This window comes from Synechococcus sp. MIT S9504, assembly GCF_047497135.1.
Classification (GTDB): Bacteria; Cyanobacteriota; Cyanobacteriia; order PCC-6307; family Cyanobiaceae; genus Synechococcus_C.
Genome location: NZ_CP138942.1, coordinates 1,585,332 through 1,602,177, shown reverse-complemented (window position 1 = coordinate 1,602,177; position 16,846 = coordinate 1,585,332). Strand labels below are relative to the sequence as shown.

Annotated in this window: 18 protein-coding genes; 11 read left to right on the top strand and 7 right to left on the bottom strand. The window is 57.3% G+C overall.

Annotated elements, in window-relative coordinates:
• Both SIB58_RS09150 and SIB58_RS09145 read right to left on the bottom strand, forming a co-directional pair.
• The gene (locus SIB58_RS09150; RefSeq protein ID WP_066912298.1) at positions 1-2,589 is read right to left on the bottom strand and encodes an ATP-dependent Clp protease ATP-binding subunit; all 2,589 of its coding nucleotides are present in this window, start codon (positions 2,587-2,589) and stop codon (positions 1-3) included.
• 138 nt (positions 2,590-2,727) lie between these two features.
• Entirely contained in the window at positions 2,728-3,204 is a 477-nt protein-coding gene (locus tag SIB58_RS09145; RefSeq protein ID WP_231857210.1) for a GNAT family N-acetyltransferase, read from the bottom strand.
• 72 nt (positions 3,205-3,276) lie between these two features.
• Here SIB58_RS09145 and lysA point away from each other — a divergent pair, with 72 nt between their 5' ends.
• Genes lysA through bioB form a run of 4 tightly spaced genes read left to right on the top strand, consistent with a single transcriptional unit; the run spans position 3,277 to position 7,327 of the window.
• Positions 3,277-4,638, top strand: a complete 1,362-nt coding sequence (gene lysA / locus SIB58_RS09140; protein ID WP_067325188.1) for a diaminopimelate decarboxylase — start codon at positions 3,277-3,279, stop codon at positions 4,636-4,638.
• Between the two features lie 27 nt (positions 4,639-4,665).
• Complete coding sequence (gene cdaA, locus SIB58_RS09135; protein ID WP_170953500.1) at positions 4,666-5,499, top strand: diadenylate cyclase CdaA; 834 nt, start codon at positions 4,666-4,668, stop codon at positions 5,497-5,499.
• Positions 5,496-6,293: an isoprenyl transferase gene (locus SIB58_RS09130; RefSeq protein ID WP_066912289.1), complete on the top strand. Its 798-nt coding sequence runs from the start codon at positions 5,496-5,498 to the stop codon at positions 6,291-6,293. Before cdaA ends, SIB58_RS09130 begins: the two co-directional genes overlap by 4 nt.
• A 26-nt stretch (positions 6,294-6,319) precedes the next feature.
• Positions 6,320-7,327 (top strand): biotin synthase BioB, encoded by a 1,008-nt coding sequence (gene bioB, locus SIB58_RS09125; RefSeq protein ID WP_066912327.1) that lies wholly within the window; start codon positions 6,320-6,322, stop codon positions 7,325-7,327.
• 281 nt (positions 7,328-7,608) lie between these two features.
• Here bioB and SIB58_RS09120 read toward each other — a convergent pair whose 3' ends face one another.
• On the bottom strand, positions 7,609-7,743 hold the full coding sequence (locus SIB58_RS09120; RefSeq protein WP_156486482.1) for a DUF1651 domain-containing protein: 135 nt from the start codon (positions 7,741-7,743) through the stop codon (positions 7,609-7,611).
• 371 nt (positions 7,744-8,114) lie between these two features.
• Between SIB58_RS09120 and SIB58_RS09115 the strand changes: the two genes are divergently transcribed.
• Complete coding sequence (locus tag SIB58_RS09115) at positions 8,115-9,059, top strand: DMT family transporter (protein WP_231884096.1); 945 nt, start codon at positions 8,115-8,117, stop codon at positions 9,057-9,059.
• 174 nt (positions 9,060-9,233) lie between these two features.
• Here SIB58_RS09115 and SIB58_RS09110 read toward each other — a convergent pair whose 3' ends face one another.
• Positions 9,234-9,617 (bottom strand): hypothetical protein, encoded by a 384-nt coding sequence (locus SIB58_RS09110; RefSeq protein ID WP_067325190.1) that lies wholly within the window; start codon positions 9,615-9,617, stop codon positions 9,234-9,236.
• A gap of 340 nt (positions 9,618-9,957) precedes the next feature.
• Here SIB58_RS09110 and SIB58_RS09105 point away from each other — a divergent pair, with 340 nt between their 5' ends.
• From SIB58_RS09105 to SIB58_RS09095, 3 genes are read left to right on the top strand one after another with little or no spacing between them, the layout of a single operon-like run.
• Complete coding sequence (locus SIB58_RS09105) at positions 9,958-10,977, top strand: rhodanese-related sulfurtransferase (protein ID WP_082823256.1); 1,020 nt, start codon at positions 9,958-9,960, stop codon at positions 10,975-10,977.
• Positions 10,974-11,975 (top strand): DUF952 domain-containing protein, encoded by a 1,002-nt coding sequence (locus SIB58_RS09100; RefSeq protein ID WP_067325193.1) that lies wholly within the window; start codon positions 10,974-10,976, stop codon positions 11,973-11,975. Before SIB58_RS09105 ends, SIB58_RS09100 begins: the two co-directional genes overlap by 4 nt.
• Positions 11,975-12,469 (top strand): hypothetical protein, encoded by a 495-nt coding sequence (locus SIB58_RS09095; protein WP_066912280.1) that lies wholly within the window; start codon positions 11,975-11,977, stop codon positions 12,467-12,469. Before SIB58_RS09100 ends, SIB58_RS09095 begins: the two co-directional genes overlap by 1 nt.
• Here the strand turns inward: SIB58_RS09095 and lipA are convergent.
• On the bottom strand, positions 12,454-13,428 hold the full coding sequence (lipA, locus tag SIB58_RS09090; protein ID WP_082823257.1) for a lipoyl synthase: 975 nt from the start codon (positions 13,426-13,428) through the stop codon (positions 12,454-12,456). The genes SIB58_RS09095 and lipA overlap by 16 nt on opposite strands.
• A 39-nt stretch (positions 13,429-13,467) precedes the next feature.
• Positions 13,468-14,037 (bottom strand): recombination mediator RecR, encoded by a 570-nt coding sequence (recR, locus tag SIB58_RS09085; RefSeq protein WP_066912278.1) that lies wholly within the window; start codon positions 14,035-14,037, stop codon positions 13,468-13,470.
• Between the two features lie 117 nt (positions 14,038-14,154).
• Between recR and psbP the strand changes: the two genes are divergently transcribed.
• The 3 genes from psbP (at position 14,155) to SIB58_RS09070 (ending at position 16,296) form a co-directional block, all read left to right on the top strand.
• Positions 14,155-14,709, top strand: a complete 555-nt coding sequence (gene psbP / locus SIB58_RS09080; protein WP_066912315.1) for a photosystem II reaction center PsbP — start codon at positions 14,155-14,157, stop codon at positions 14,707-14,709.
• A 72-nt stretch (positions 14,710-14,781) separates the two neighbouring features.
• Complete coding sequence (locus SIB58_RS09075; RefSeq protein ID WP_066912275.1) at positions 14,782-16,104, top strand: NHLP bacteriocin system secretion protein; 1,323 nt, start codon at positions 14,782-14,784, stop codon at positions 16,102-16,104.
• A gap of 15 nt (positions 16,105-16,119) precedes the next feature.
• A complete protein-coding gene (locus tag SIB58_RS09070) occupies positions 16,120-16,296 on the top strand; it encodes a hypothetical protein (RefSeq protein WP_197461060.1) in 177 nt (58 codons plus the stop codon).
• 119 nt (positions 16,297-16,415) lie between these two features.
• On the opposite strand, the gene SIB58_RS09065 is transcribed toward SIB58_RS09070, so the two are convergent.
• Positions 16,416-16,511 (bottom strand): hypothetical protein, encoded by a 96-nt coding sequence (locus tag SIB58_RS09065; protein ID WP_231857216.1) that lies wholly within the window; start codon positions 16,509-16,511, stop codon positions 16,416-16,418.
• Between the last annotated feature and the right edge of the window lie 335 nt (positions 16,512-16,846).

Below are 16,846 nucleotides of genomic sequence, written 5' to 3'. Positions count from 1 at the left end.
TCAGAGACCGGCACCAGCGAGAGCAGGTGTTTCGCTGGGTACAGCGGTGAGATGCTTCACCACCACCTTGCCATCTTCCACGTCCACTTCAGCGGAATCACCATCTTTGATGCGACCGGAAAGGACTTCTTCAGCAAGGCTGTCTTCAAGCAGACGCATCACCGCCCGACGCAAGGGACGGGCTCCGTAGGCAGGGTTGTATCCCTCCTCGACAAGACGTTCCTTGAAAGCATCGGAAACAGACAGAGTGATTCCCTTTTCACCGATGCGGTTGAAGACCTCGCGCAACATAATTTCTGCGATCTCCTTGACTTCCTCGCGATTCAGTTGCCTGAACACAATGATTTCGTCAAGACGATTGAGGAATTCAGGACGGAAGTACTGTTTGAGCTCTTCATTGACGAGCGATTTGATGCGGTTGTACTGATTCTCCTCGGCGTTTTCATCACCAGAGAATTCGAAACCAAGGCCACCACCACCTTTCTCAATCACTTTCGAACCAATGTTCGAAGTCATGATGATCAGAGTGTTTTTGAAATCAACAGTGCGACCTTTGGAATCGGTGAGACGCCCGTCTTCAAGTAGTTGCAGGAGGAGATTGAACACATCGGGATGCGCTTTTTCAATCTCGTCGAATAGAACAACGGTGTAAGGGCGTCGTCGTACAGCCTCGGTGAGCTGGCCACCCTCATTGAAGCCCACATAACCAGGAGGTGAACCGATCAGTTTGCTGACCGTATGTCTCTCCATGAATTCCGACATGTCCAGACGGATCATGGCGTCTTCACTTCCGAAGAAGTACGCAGCCAGGGCTTTCGTCAGTTCTGTTTTGCCTACACCTGTTGGTCCGGAGAAGATGAAGCTGGCAATCGGACGATTCGGATTCTTGAGACCAACACGTGCTCTGCGAATCGCTTTGGAAACTGCTTTCACAGCTTCGTCCTGTCCGATCAGGCGCTTGTGAAGCGTCTCTTCCATATTGAGCAACTTGACGGACTCACTTTCGGTGAGCTTCTGCACGGGAACACCGGTCCAGGACGCCACGATCTGGGCAATGTCCTCTTCGCTGACTACCGGGGTGGTTGATTCGGCAACAGCACCCTGGAAGGACGTCTGATCGGATTCAATCGCTGATGACTCAGCCGAGGATTCGGAGGTTTCGCTGGATTCTGCAGATTCGCTGGACGTGTCTTGGCGGCTGTTCTGAAGCAGTGTGCGAATTTTTTCACGCAGCTCTACTTCCTTGTCTCGCAGTTCACCGGCACGGGCAAAGTCCTGCTCCCGGACGGCATCTTCTTTCTCTTTCTGAACTGTGCGCAGCTCCTTGTCGACTTCCTTGGCTTCAGGGGGGAGCTTGGAATTCAGCAGCCGCACGCGGCTGCCCGCCTCATCGATCAGATCGATTGCCTTGTCAGGCAGAAAGCGATCGGAGATGTAGCGATCGCCGAGGGTGGCCGCGGCTTCCAGAGCTTCATCGGTGATGCGCAGGCGGTGATGCTGTTCGTAGCGCTCACGCAGTCCACGCAGAATTTCGATGGTGTCCTCGATTGAAGGTTCACCGACATTGACAGGCTGGAAGCGTCGTTCCAGAGCCGCATCTCTCTCAATGTGCTTCCGGTACTCATCCAGTGTGGTGGCGCCGATGCATTGCAGCTCGCCTCTGGCAAGGGCTGGTTTGAGGATGTTGGCAGCATCAATGGCACCCTCTGCGGCACCCGCGCCAATCAGTGTGTGCACCTCGTCGATCACAAGAATCACATTGCCGGCGCCCTTGATTTCCTCCATGATTTTTTTGAGGCGCTCCTCGAATTCACCTCGGTATTTGGTCCCGGCAACCAGAAGACCGATATCGAGAGTGAGAACACGCTTGTCTTCGAGGATGTCGGGAATATCACCCTGTTGGATGCGCTGAGCCAGGCCTTCAGCAATGGCCGTTTTGCCAACACCCGGCTCACCGATCAGCACAGGATTGTTCTTGGTGCGGCGGCCAAGGATCTGAATGACACGATCAATTTCGTTGTGACGTCCCACCACCGGATCGAGCTTGGCCTCACTGGCCAACTGTGTGAGATTGCTGCCGAATTCATCGAGCGTGGGTGTTTTGGTGGAACCTTTGGAACCAGAACCACCACCGCCTCCAGCTCCAACTTCAGCGGTTTCTCCGAGCATCCGAATCACCTGGGTGCGGACCTTGGCCAGATCCACCCCGAGATTTTCAAGAACGCGCGCTGCAACACCCTCTCCTTCACGGATCAGGCCAAGAAGCAAATGCTCCGTGCCGATGTAGTTGTGACCCAGTTGACGGGCCTCCTCAAGAGAAAGCTCGAGGACACGCTTGGCACGCGGTGTGAATGGAATTTCTACGGCGACGAAACCAGAGCCGCGGCCAATGATTTTTTCAACCTCAACGCGGGCATCCTTGAGGTTCACACCCATGGACTTCAGCACTTTTGCTGCAACACCAGTTCCCTCACCGATCAGCCCGAGCAGGATTTGCTCAGTTCCCACGAAATTGTGACCAAGCCGTCTTGCCTCTTCCTGGGCAAGCATGATCACCTTGATGGCCTTCTCGGTAAACCTCTCGAACATTGTTCAGGCCGACAGCTGTTCGATCCAACCTATCAGGGCTGAACGGGTGGCTGTGGATCAATGATCCAAAGGCACATCCCAGTGTTGTTGCGGGTTGGATGCCTCAGAAAGTATTAATCAATGCCGAAATGTGTTCCTTTATTCAGTTTGATCAGTGCGGAAATCCCTACCACTTCCGATTGATCTCGACTGAAGCAGGGCATCGTCGCCGTTTGCGTAGTAACCGGTTCTGCGACCTGTGAGGCAGAAACCGCTGTGGGCGTAGAAGGCCCGGCCCGCGGCATTCGTTGCTGCCACTTCAAGGGTGGCTGACACTGCTCCTAGACATGAAGCCCGATCGATGATCGACTGCAGCACCCTCGCTCCGAAGCCGCGGCGTTGATGCATCGGATCCACCGCCACAGCCATGATCTGAAGTTCATCAAGAACCAGCCATCCAGAGGCCAGGGCGATCAGGCTTCGATCCTCGGTGTCGATGCCCATCACCAGCCGGTTGTTCTCTGAAAGCTCTCTCTCCCACTGCTGTCTCGTCCAGAGCCCCTTCAAGGCAAGGCGATCAAGCCGCAGGCAGGCACTGAGGTCGTCGGGACCCAGTCGTCGTGCGTTGACGGCCACTTCACCAACCAAAACCGCACTGCCTGGGCGACGCGCCTCCTTACATTGCCTGTCCGACCGACCCGACGCTCCATGCCACAGCCCTACGAATCAGGGTGTGACCTGAACAGTCCGAATCGCAATCTTGCGCCGATCACAGCAGAACTTGACGATCAGGGCCGTCTCGCGGTCGGGGGCTGTGTTTTGAGCGAGCTGGCCAAACGCTATGGCACGCCTCTTTATGTTCTGGACGAAGCCAGCATTCGTCAGGCCTGCCAGGCTTACTGCGACGCACTGAAGCGTCACTATCCTGGGCCATCACTGGCGATCTATGCCTCGAAGGCCAACAGCTCATTAGCTCTGACGGCTCTGGTGGCGTCGGAGGGTTTGGGGCTTGATGCCGTCTCGGCGGGTGAATTAATGACCGCCCTTGATGGTGGCATGCCTGCCGAGAGGATGGTGCTTCACGGCAATAATAAATCGGTCGAAGAGCTGGCCTTGGCTTATGGCCATGACGTGATGGTGGTGGCGGACAACCAGCACGACCTGGATTGTCTTGAGAGGATTGTTCCTGAAGGCGGGCAGCCTGTACGGCTGATGCTTCGCTTCACGCCCGGTATTGAGTGTCATACCCACGAGTACATCCGCACGGGGCATCTCGACAGCAAGTTTGGCTTTGACCCTGATCAGCTCGAGCCTGTGCTCCGCAGGCTCCAGGGCTGTTCCTGGGCGAGGGTTGAAGGCCTTCATGCCCATATCGGCTCACAGATTTTTGAGCTCGAGCCCCATCGCGACCTGGCCGCTGTCATGGCCGATGCGCTGCGTCTGGCCCTTGAACTCGGCCATCCCGTCCGGGATCTGAATGTCGGAGGAGGACTGGGAATCCGCTACGTGGAAAGCGACGATCCACCGACGATCGATGCCTGGGTGAAAGTGGTGGCTGAAGCCGTCGTGGCGGCCTGCAGTGAGCGAGGTCTTGAGTTGCCGCGTTTGCTCTGCGAGCCAGGCCGGTCGTTGGTGGCGCCCTCAGGTGTGACGGTCTATACCGTCGGTTCCCGCAAGGTGGTGCCGGGGATTCGCACCTATTTGTCTGTTGATGGAGGCATGAGTGACAACCCCAGGCCGATCACGTATCAATCTCTCTACACCACATGTTTGGCGGACCGTCCACTGGCAGGTGCTGAAGAGACAGTGACTCTGGCGGGTAAGCACTGTGAGTCGGGAGATGTGCTGCTCAAGGATCTTGCTTTCCCCGCCTGCAGCAGTGGCGAGATTCTGGCGGTCTTCGCCACCGGTGCTTACAACGCTTCGATGAGTTCCAATTACAACCGCATTCCAAGACCAGCCGCTGTACTTGTGCATGCAGGAGATGCTGAGCTGGTTCAGCGCAGAGAGCAGCCTGAAGATCTGCTGCGTTACGACCTGATGCCTGAACGGTTGCGCTCTGTAAACTAGGGACACCAAAGGGCGAAGGCGAAGGTGTTGGAGGTGTTGCAACTGCGCCTTCTTCTGGACGTCCTTTGCGCTTCTCTCCTCGGATTTTTGCTCTTCACCAGAGTCAATGAGCAGAGAACGCTTTGGCTGTTGCGGGGCTACCTCTTCCTCGTCGCGCTGGCCTGGTTCGTCAAGCGCTTTTTCAATCTGCCGCTGACCTCAACGCTCATTGATGCGTTGGTCCTTGCCTGCTCGTTGTCGCTGGCCATTCTCTGGCAGGGAGAGTTGCGTCGGTTGATGGAACTTCTCGGCACGGGCCGTCTTGCTGTGTTGCTGGGAAATCCCCAGAGCAAAATGAGGGCGACTGCCAGCACCGTTGCCCAGCTCACCGACGCGGCGGGTCGCCTGTCTAAAAGTCGTCGTGGGGCCTTGATCGTTGTCGATCTCGGCAGTGATCTGAGACCGGAGGATTTTCTCAATCCTGGGGTCACCATTGATGCCCAGCTGAGCAGTGAACTGCTGCTGAATCTGTTCGCTTCCGATACGCCTCTTCATGACGGTGCCGTTGTGATCAAGGGCAGCCGCATCATCTCTGCGGGGGTGATCCTGCCGTTGTCACGGCAGGGCATCAGTCGCTACGGCACGCGTCATCTGGCGGCTCTGGGTATCACTGAGCGGTTTGATCGCTGCATCTGCGTGGTGATTTCCGAAGAGACCGGTACCTTGTCTCTGGCAAACCAGGGACGTCTGGAACGCCCGATCACGAGTTCACGCTTGCAGGATTTGCTCACCGAGTTGATTGCCGCGTCTGTGTCGACCGCGCCGGTGAAATCACCATCTCCGCGTAGCGTGAGTTCAGGCACTCAGGATTCACTGCCTTGAGCCAAAGACTGGCCGTCAGTACTGATCAAGCGGCACCCCGGTGCTGTCCTGAGGGACTGGATCCACGCAGGATGCCTGGTCATATCGCGGTGATCATGGACGGCAACGGTCGCTGGGCGAAAGCTCGAGGTCTGCCACGGGTCATGGGACACAGGGCCGGTGTTGAGGCGCTCAAATCCACCCTCAGGTCATGTAGCGACTGGGGTGTTGAAGCACTCACCGCCTATGCCTTCTCCACCGAGAACTGGTCCCGGCCAGGTGACGAGGTGAATTTTCTGATGACTCTGTTTGAAAGCGTTCTTCAGCGGGAGCTGCAAGCGCTTGAGCAGGAACAGGTGCGGATCCGCTTCCTCGGAGATTTGGACGCACTGCCGGCCAAGCTGCAGTCACTGATCGCTGAAGCCACGCATCGGACCTCTGGAAACAGCGGCATTCACTTCAATGTCTGCACGAATTACGGCGGTCGTCGTGAGTTGGTGCGTGCCAGCCAGCGGCTGGCGGAACGCGTGGCTCGTGGAGAGTTGCAGCCATCGCAGATCGATGAAAATGCACTGGCAGCTGAATTGTTCACGGCAGGGGAGCGTGATCCGGATCTGTTGATCAGGACCAGCGGCGAGCGGCGGATCAGTAATTTCCTGCTCTGGCAGCTGGCTTACGCCGAGATCCATGTCACCGATCTTTTCTGGCCGGATTTCGACGCTGAGGCTCTCGAGCGCGCTCTGCAGGATTACCAGGGCCGTCAGCGACGTTTTGGTGGACTTCAGTCCATCGAGCCCCACGCTCTGGGATCCTGAGAGCAGCGGCAATGGTGGCTGGTTCAATGACGGACACGGTGGACCTACGCCACGACTGGAGTCTTGAGGAGATTCAAGACCTTCTTGACCTTCCGCTGATGGATCTGCTCTGGCGCGCTCAAAGCGTGCATCGAGCTGCCAATCCTGGTTACCGGGTTCAGCTGGCGTCCTTGCTCAGCGTCAAGACCGGTGGCTGCGAGGAGGACTGCGCCTACTGCTCTCAGTCGATGTACCACAGCAGTGATGTCGCTGGTCAGGCTGACTTAGAGGTGAAGGCTGTCCTGGACCGGGCTCGTGCGGCTGCGGCTGCTGGTGCGGATCGCTTCTGCATGGGCTGGGCCTGGAGAGAAATCCGTGAAGGACCGGCCTTTGAGTCGATGCTGAAGATGGTTCGAGGCGTTCGTGAGCTGGGCCTTGAAGCCTGCGTGACTGCAGGAATGCTGACGGATACGCAGGCGGAGCGTCTGGCCGAAGCCGGACTCACGGCGTACAACCACAACCTCGACACCAGTCCGGAGCACTACGACCGGATCATCACCACCCGAACCTATGAGGAGAGGCTGGAGACACTGCGGCGCGTGCGTCGTGCCGGAGTCACGCTGTGTTGCGGTGGAATCATCGGCATGGGTGAAACGCTTCGGGACCGTGCCTCGATGCTGCGGGTCCTGGCCTGCATCGACCCGCACCCTGAGAGCGTCCCGATCAATGGTCTGGTGGCTGTTGAGGGAACACCGCTCGAGGGTCTGCCCACCGTTGATCCGCTTGAGCTGGTGCGGATGGTGGCCGTCGCCAGAATTCTGATGCCGTTTAGCCGCGTGCGTCTGAGCGCCGGCCGGGAAGAACTCAATCGGGAAGCTCAGATCCTCTGCCTTCAGGCCGGTGCCGATTCAATTTTTTACGGCGATACCTTGCTCACAACCGGTAACCCTGCTGTGGATGCCGACCGGGCCCTGCTTGAAGCTGCAGGTGTTCAGGCCAGCTGGCATGAACAGTCACTCGAGAAGCAGCCTGAGCAGGCGATAGCAGCGGCATGACGGCAGCACAAGCCGAAAGACCATCGTTTCTTGTGGCCGCGTGGAGCGCTCCAGTCAGCCTCCGAGCCAAGCGCTAGTCGCTGCAATTCAGCAGCTAGCGGCTGCGATCAACGGCCAAAATGTTATCGGCCCTCTGCCATGAAGAAGGGGGGCTCTCTGTCCCCCCTGAAGGCCGTTGAGACCTATTCCCGGTGGTCTCTGACCTTGGATTATTTCTAACTACGCTGTAGCCGCATGAACATCCGCTGAAGTACCTGTCTTTGGCAGCAAGGATGTGGCAATCAAGGCTCTACGTCAGCTCCCCAAGCGGGTTCGGCCGCAGCCCATCCACAGCGTTGAAGCTCTTCCCAGAGAGCAACGGCGTCCGCGTATCGCATCTCCCAGCGTTTCTTGAGCGAAGCCGGACCATCTGGCATTGGCGGCCTTGGTCAACAAACAGCATTAGTTCTTGCCCCCGTTCTTTGCTGGACCCCTGTGAAACGGTGCAAGCCAATAACCCTTCGGGTCCGAGAACTAACCATCCATGTCCATCCTTGATGGTAAAAGTCGATGACATGCCATTAAGAAAATTCTGTAACTTTGTTGATTGTATCTTGCGCACTTTTGGATAGAAACTTGCGCCTCTGGTTTGTGATAAATCTCCTTGTAAGTTGACTATTTTTATTCGCAAGAATATGCCTTAGGTCGCTTTGGCTCGCATGCCGCTTTGAGTTTGATTAAGTTGAATGTGACCTCTTTAAGTTTTTAAGCAAGTTTTTTTTGGCGCCTATATTGCGACGAATGAGTGGTGGCGGCATTGCATAGCGAAAAAAAACAGGGGTTGGCCTATCGCTATGCCCTACTTTTTCTGATCGCCTTGATTTGGGGGTCACAATTTCTTTTTAACCACTTTGCATTGCAGGTCTTTACGGCTGAATCTGTGGCATGGCTGAGGGCGGCAATTGGATTTTTAACGCTCAGCTTTTTCATGGCTTTAGCACCAGGATCACGAGATTCAAAGACCAATGGAATCTCTGGCTCACGCTATTGGCTGCAGATCATTCTTGTTGGTTTTTTTGAAGCGACATTACCTTTCTTTTTAGTGGCATGGGGACAGCAGCATGTTAATAGTGCTGTTGCTGCAATCCTGATGTCACTTGTGGCAATATTCACGCTTGTATTGGTTTTGATATTTGTGAGAGATGAGCCTGTTACCAAAGGCAAATTCATTGGAATCATGCTCGGCTTCATTGGCGTTGTTGTTCTTCTCTGGCCGCAGTTCAGCCAATCCACTGGTACAGGAAGCGCGCTTGGGAGCCTGGCCATCCTTGCTGCTGCTATGAGCTTTGCCGTTAGCCTTGTGCTGATTCGTCGTTTGCCTCAGGCCGGCTCTCCTGTTCTTACCGCTAGAAATATCCTTTTCTGCGGAACTGTTGAGTTGGGTGCAGTTTTACTGCTAATGAGGCAACCTTTAGTGCATCACCCCTTACAGACCAGTGCGGTGATTGCTTTATTGGCTCAAGGCGTTCTGGCTGGTGGTGTTGTCTACGTTTTGTACGTGCGTCTTGTTAACGTGGCAGGTGCTACTTTTGCTGGATTTGCTAACTATCTTGTCCCTGTTGTGGGTGTTTTCTTAGGAGTCTTTTTCTTGAAAGACCATTTGCCGCTCAGTGCCTATTTTTCAATTCTGATTATTGCTTTAGCCATATTTGCAGCCGAATGGAGGCCAGTTCGTCTTGATTCTGTTGATTAAATGCAGGGTAAAGACGAATCCCCTACTTTTTATGATCAGGTGAAATAGCTTGGGAAAGCAGGTCTGAGTACCAGATTGTCTTGTTATGGCTAAGGCTTTTGTCGATTAAATCGACATTGTTTCCAGTTGGTGCGCTCGTTGGCTCGTGATCGGATTCTCAGCCGAAGATCCGCTTCACATTTTCGGCAGCCCTAAAGCGGTGATGTCGTAGCTGCCTGAAATCCAAGAGTTGGCGGTCCTCTGCTGACAGCAGTGCTCTTCCTGCGTTGGAGTCCGGTCGAATGGTTTCCAGCAGGCCTCTTTCAACATCTCGGGAGGGGTGTCCGTCAAGCCCTTCGGCAATGCCAGCAGTCGATCCTTCCAGGACGGGCAGAGGTTGGCTTCACGGCTGCTTCCTTCCTTGTCATCCCTGCAGCGGATATCGGTTCCGATCTCGACCGGTACCGGGTTCCACAGCCCTTGTCGAGGTGCCGGCTGCGTTGAGCTGTGACCTTGACCGAAAGCTTGAGGCTTCGATCTCCTGCAGTGCTTGGCATTTGTCTGTAGCGAGCGGCCCACTTGCTACAGGCAGATCCGAGCCTTCCTGGGCTTCTTTGATTGATCGATTGCCCTCTTGGTGGCCGAAGGGAATTGAGGTCAGAAGCGTCAGCCCCAGCGTCAATCCTGATCCAAGGCTTTTTGCGAAGTTGGTATTGCCGTCGTGCTCGATGGTTAGCCAAAGGGTGTCCCCGCGAAGCCTGAGACTGTGCCTATGAACCGTCAGCTCTGGCAGCTTCCGAAACTGACCGCCAAGGGTCCTCACTCGCCGTGGACTTGCCCGCAAGCTACGCCTGCACTGCACAGACTTGATGGCTCTGTAAGGGCCTTCTGAACAATTTCGAGACTCATTTCGTTTGTCATGACCAGTACACCTCCCCGTCAGAAAACGGTTTCTGAGGATTCGGTCGTGTCACGTGTCTCAGGGGATTACCTTGTCGCCGCCTTTTACGCCTTCACCTCGCTTGCGCCTGATGAACTGGGGTCCTTGCTGACAGATCTGCCTGAACTGGCGTCGCGCGAACAGGTTGTGGGTTCTGTGTTGCTGGCATCGGAAGGTGTGAATGGCACGATCAGCGGCCCCGACCGGGGAGTGACCATGATCCTGGAGTGCCTGCGCAGCAAGATCACACTTGGGGATGCCCATTTCGAGCGCCTTCAGGTGAAGCGGAGCCGCTGTAGCCGCCAGGTGTTCCGTCGTTTCAAGGCTCGTCGCAAGCGCGAGATCGTCAGTCTGGGGCAGCCTTGTGCGGATCCCCGGCGCAATGTGGGCACCTATGTCGACCCGCACCACTGGAATGAGCTGGTGGATGACCCCGACACGCTGGTCATCGACACCCGTAATCGCTACGAGGTGGCTGTTGGCAGCTTCGTCGGTTCCCTGGACCCGGAAACGGAGACGTTCCGGGGTTTCCCTGACTGGGTGGAACAGCATCTCCGCCCGCTGGTTGAGCGCATTTCACCGGCTCGCATCGCCATGTTCTGTACCGGTGGAATCCGTTGTGAGAAGGCCAGCAGCTTTCTGCAACAGCGTGGATTCCCCGAGGTTCATCATCTCAAGGGCGGCATTCTCAACTATCTGGATCAGGTGCCTGAAGAGCAAAGCCGCTGGGAGGGTGAGTGTTTCGTATTTGATCAACGCGTGGCCCTCAACCATCAGCTCGAGCCTGGCGAGCACAGCCTGTGCCATGCCTGTGGTCTGCCGCTGACGCCGAAGCAGCGGCAATTGGAGAGTTACATCCCCGGAGTGCAGTGTCTGCAATGCAGGGACCGTTTCACCGATGGCGACCGGGCACGCTTCGCGATGCGGCAGAGCCAGCTCCAGCAAGGCCACCTCAACCAATCATCCGGCTGGCCATCCAGCCCTGATCAGCACGGATGAGCGAAAGACCTGTTCTTTACAGCTTCCGTCGCTGTCCTTATGCGATGCGCGCCCGTTGGGCCCTGCTGCAAGCAGGCCAGATCGTGCATTGGAGGGAAATTGCACTCAAGGACAAACCGGCGCCGATGCTCGAGGCTTCTCCGAAAGGAACAGTGCCGGTTCTGGTTCTCGCTGACGGCACGGTGATCGATGAAAGTCTTGCCGTGATGTTCTGGGCGCTCAACCAGGCGGACCCGCGCGATCTCTGCCGGCAGGGCTCAAGCAAGGCGCAGGACTGCATCCAGCAGCTGATTGAGCTCAACGACACAACCTTCAAGCACCATCTCGATCGCTTCAAATACAGCGATCGCTATCCGGGGCAGTCCAGACAGGAGCATCAGCAGCAGGGGTTGGGCGTGTTGCGGAGTTGGTCTGAGCGGATTGGTGACTGTGGTGGCTGGCTTGTGGATGGCCGCTGTTCGCTTGCTGACGGTGCGCTCTGGCCGTTTGTGCGTCAGTGGCGTATCGCTGATCCTGAAGGGTTTGATGCTGATGAAGCTTTGGAGCCGCTGCGCCGATGGTTGATGCGCTTTCTGCAGCATCCGGATTTTGAGCGCCTGATGCAGAGGGCTGATCCCTGGCATCCCGGAGGGCTTCAGCCCCTGTTCCCCGCGGATGCCGTTGACGTTCCAGCTGACCAGCCCTTGTTCCATCTGGCGCTGGCTGAAGACTGGAATGCTGCAAGCCGGTCAGGCCAGTACGGCATCTCAACCCGTGGTCTGCATCTCGATCAGGTGGGATTTATTCATCTGTCCTGGCGAGAACAGGTGGCGGGCACCTATGAGCGCTTCTATGCGGATGCGGACTCAGTGCTCCTGCTCACCATTGATGCGGCACAGCTGACCTCTCCTCTGCGCGCCGATGCAATTCCAAGCGGGGAGTTGTTCCCGCACCTCTATGGACCCTTGCCGATCAAAGCTGTGATTGATGCCAGTCCCTTGACAGGTGCGGAGAGCTGATGCTGGATCAACTGGAGAGAGAAGCCCGTCAGCGAGATCTGCTGCTGAGGCTTCAGGTCGGCCGCCCACTGGGCCTATGGAGTCTGCGGCTTGTGGTGGCCCGTTCGCAGTCGGAACGACTGCAGCTTCTCGGTGAGATGAAGGCCTGGGCCTACAGCGGGCCCCATGGATTGCAGCTCGACACCATGCGCGTGCTGCCGGCTGCCCCTGCGGGATGCGGTGATCTCATCTGGGCGGCAACGATGGCCTGGGCGATGGAGGTCACCCCTTGCCGGAAGGCCAGGCTGCTGGCCATTCGTGATGACGACAAACAGCATCAACGCCTCGTGCGGTACTTCAGGTGGCGAGGGTTTGAACCCATGCGCGAGGTGCAGGCAGCACTCTGGGATCTTCCCTTGCGGATGGTGTGGGGCGGCGCTGGTGCACTGATGCTTGGAGACTGCGCGCAGGTTCGCGATCGTGCCGTGGAGCGTTGGCGTCAGTCCGCGGCGTGATAGCTGCTGCGCACCAGAGGTCCACTTCTCACCACTGAGAACCCAAGGTCGCGGGCCACCGATCCCAGCTCTTCGAATTCATCAGGATGCCAGTAGCGGGCGACCGGAATGTGGGCCAGTGACGGGCGCAGGTACTGCCCGATGGTGAGCCGCTGGCAGTCAACGGCTCGCAGGTCGCGCATCGTTTCGATCACTTCATCCCGACTTTCTCCAAGGCCAAGCATCAAGCCGCTTTTGGTGGGAATCTCCGGTGCCAGTGTCCGCGCTGCGGCGAGCAGTCCGAGGGATCGCTCGTAGGTGGCTCCCCTGCGAACCTCGCGTTGTAGGCGTTGCACGGTTTCGAGGTTGTGGTTGAAGCACACCGGCGCTGCATTCAGCACCGTCGCCAGCCGATCACGTTGAGAACTGATGGCTTCCCTGGGGTTGGAGTGCCCTCCCCAGAAATCCGGGGTCAACACTTCGATGGCGATCAGGGGATTCCTTGCCCTGATCGCGTCCATGGCAGAGGTGAACAGGCAGGCCCCATGGTCATCGAGGTCATCGCGCGCCACGGCTGTGAGCACGACGTATCGCAGCCCCATGGCTTCAACGGCATCGGCAACCCTCTCGGCTTCGAGCGGGTTGACGGCCTGCGCGCGACCTTTCTCCACCTGGCAGAACGCGCAGCTGCGCGTGCAGATCGATCCCCCAAGCAGGAACGTGGCGGTGCCGGCGGCATAACACTCACCCCTGTTGGGGCAGCGCCCTTCCTCGCAGATGGTGTGAAGGGCGTTGGACTTCACCAGCCCCTGCACTCTTTCGATGGCAGAGGCCTCTCCCAGGGGGCGACGCAGCCACTCGGGCAACCGCTCCTGCGGCTGGATGGCTGAAAAGCGACTGGTCTTGCGCACGCCTTCAAACGTGTCTGCTTTCAGAGTGGCTCCATTTCCACGAAGAGAGAACCTGATTGCCGACTCCATACCGGTGATTGATCGCCTCGCTGCAGTCAGCAGCGCAGATCAGTCCAGGTCGCGTCGACCCTCCAGTGCACGGCTGAGAGTCACATCGTCGGCGTACTCAAGTTCACTGCCTACCGGGAGTCCGTAGGCAATGCGGCTGACCCGGGTGAACGGCTTGAGCAACCTGGCCACGTAGAGGCTTGTGGTGTCTCCTTCCACGCTGGGGGTGAGAGCCAGAATCACTTCCTCCACGTCATCGGCGGCCACTCGCTTCACCAGGCTGCTGATCTGGAGCAGATCGGGCCCAATTCCATCCATGGGAGAGATCAGCCCTCCTAGAACGTGATAACGGCCGCTGAATTCCCGGGTTCGTTCGAGCGCAAGCAGATCGCGTGAATCAGCAACCACGCAGATCTGGCCGTTGGAACGCTCTTCGTTACGGCAGATCTCACACACGGAATCGGCACTGAGGTGAAAGCAGGTCTGGCATTGCCCGACCTGGGTGCGTGCGGCCAGCAGGGCATCCGCGAAACTGCGGATCTGCTCTTCCGGTTGCCTGAGCAGATGCAGGGCCAGTCGCTGCGCGGTGCGGGGTCCAATCCCCGGCAGTCGCTCGAACTGGTCGATCAGACGAGCAAGGGGTCGGGTGAATCCGCTCAGAACACTGAGGCAAGTGGCGAAAATCTAAACAGGGGAAGCTGCGGGCAGAATGGCGCGCATTCGGTCAATTTCAATTCAAGTTCCTCAATGGGCTCATTGCTGCGTCAACCGCTCCGGTCACTGCTCGTTTTGCTTTGTGTGCTGATGCTCAGCGCCTGCGGCGGAGCCAGCGCCGGCCTCAACTCCTTCAAGAGTCCCGATGGCCGCTACGCCTTCCTCTACCCCACCGGCTGGACCCGGGTTGCGGTGACCGGTGGGCCAGCTGTGGTGTTTCACGACCTGATCCACAGTGATGAAACGGTGAGCCTGGTGGTCTCCGATGTTGATCCCGATGATGATCTTGAGAGTCTCGGGAGCGCCGTGGCTGTTGGCGAGCGACTGCGGCGTGAGGTGATCGCTCCTGATGGAACTGGGCGGAATGCCGAGCTGATCGCAGCGACTGAGCGTGATTCCGATGGTCATGTCTTCTACGACCTGGAATATGCCGTGCACCTGGAGGACCGCGATCGCCATGAGCTGGCCACAGTGGTGGTCGATCGCGGTCGGCTTTATACCTTGGCAACCAGCACCAATGAAGATCGCTGGTCGAAGGTTCAGGGACTGTTCAGTTCAGTGATCAGTTCGTTCACGCTGTTGATCTGAGTCTTCGGACGTTGCTCTGAACTGTCCTCTCGGCACCGACAGTGACAGTTCACCGCCAGCAAGATGGCGTGCATGACCACGTCTTCCCGCGTTGAGCGTCTTCGAGGCCGATGGAACGGCCTCACCGACCATCAGCAGGTCGGTGCCTCACTGGCCGGGGTGGGTGCGCTGTTTGGCGTATGGCTTCTGTTCTGGCCGGTGCCCACTGAAGTGGAAGGCCGTGGCGTTCTGATCTATCCCGATAATGCTGGGATTCTCAATGCCAGGGCCGCTGGCCAGGTCTTGAGCATCAACACCGAGGTTGGCGAGGGTGTGGGCAAGGGTCAGGTGCTGATGACTCTGTATCTGCCTGTGCTGGAACGGAAGCTCGATCAGCAGAAGGGGAATCTGCGTCAATTGGTGCGTCAGAACGCGGAACTGGATGAGCGGGATGCTCTGCGTATCCGCACAGCCAAGCTGGCTCTTGATACAACTCTGGCCAAGCTGGACGACGATGAAAAGCGTCTGTCCCGGCTTCAGGCGACTTACAACAGCAAGCTCGACAACCTCAACTGGTTGGCGAGACGGGAGGTGGTGGCTCCATTGGCCCAGGAGGTGGTGTCTGCGGAACAGGGCCTCACCACGACAAGTGTCCAGCTGGATGACATCAAGATTCAGCGCAAAGACCAGATCACCGATTTTCAGCAGATCAAGCTCAACATCGAGTCTGAAAAGCTAGATCGACGCTTTCAGATCGATGATCTCAAGCGGGAGATCAAGGTCATGGAGGCCAGAATCGCCTTTGACGGCAATGTGACTGCGGTGCGCAGTGGCACGGTGCTTGACCTGCAGGTCATTCAGGGGCAGACGGTCAAGCTTGGTGATCGTCTGGGCACCATTGGCCGTAACACCAGACCTCCGAAGGGCGAAAGCAAAACCGGAGGTGATCTGATCGCTGTTTCGTATTTCTCGCCTGCGGATGCCCGTCGACTTCCGATTGGCTTGCCGGTGGAGGTTGTGCCCCTCTGGAATCAGCGCGGTCGTTTTGGGGGGATTGTTGGCAAGGTGCGCAGTGTGCTCACCCTTCCCGCCACGCAGGAAGACATCTCCACCACCATCGGCAACAACCAGTTGGCCGAAGCGCTTGTCGAAAACGGTCCCGTGATGCGTGCTGAAATCGAGCTCGACCGTCACCCCCGCACTGACGACGGCTACCGATGGACGCTTTCGCAGGGCAGTGGAGTCTTCCCGATCCGCGAGGGTCTCACCGTGGATACGTTCGCCTATGTGGAGTGGCGCTCTCCGGTCACTTACATCATTCCCGGGTTGCGTTCGCTCACCGGTGGGTTCCGCACATTCCGTATCGATCGCATCTGGGATCTGCCGTTCCTGCGGCAGCCCGGGACCCCTCAATGAAGTTCTGACTTGGCCATGTCACTCCGTCCCCTTCTGCGTCAGGAACTTCCCTGGCTGGTTTCAGAACTGGTTCTGCTGATCGTTCTGCTCAATGCCAATCCACCTGAATTGTGGTTCTGGCTTGTTGTGTTCCTCGTTATTTTCGGCTACCGCATCGAGCGGTGGTGGTCGTCCAGACCCGCTGATAAGTAGTACGGCAGCGCTGTTTCTCAGATGTGCTCCATGCCGAATAAGAACTGCGCCCGTTTCGGTGGGTTGAGTTCAGCAAAGAGGCGAGATCAGCTGACGGTTGGGGTTGGGTTCTGTTCGTTTCAGATCACCATGGCTGAGGGGCACCATCCCCGATGACATTCGCAGCCGCGTCCATCGGCGCAGGCTTCAGAGCAGAAGGCTTTGCCGTTGCTCATCACAGCTTTCGCCGTTGGAACGATGCACTGACAGCCTTGGTATTCACACCTGATCAGATCAGCATCCATGGGCGACTCCGGGATCGATGATCTTGGTTTATTCCTGTAGAAAGTTTCTCGATAGGGCAAGAGCCGCCCCTGAAGGTACGGTTTCAGGACCAAGGCCGAATGTTTCCCGGAGTACGGGTGACGCTCTAGCTGGCCATGGCTATTGCTTCAGTACTGGTCAACCACCCTTCCAGAAGAGCAATCCAGAGCCTTCCCAGGGCAGCTCAATGCTTAGAACGGATCCCAAATCCCTTTGATTCGCCTTCAAGGCTTGGCACGATTGAGCG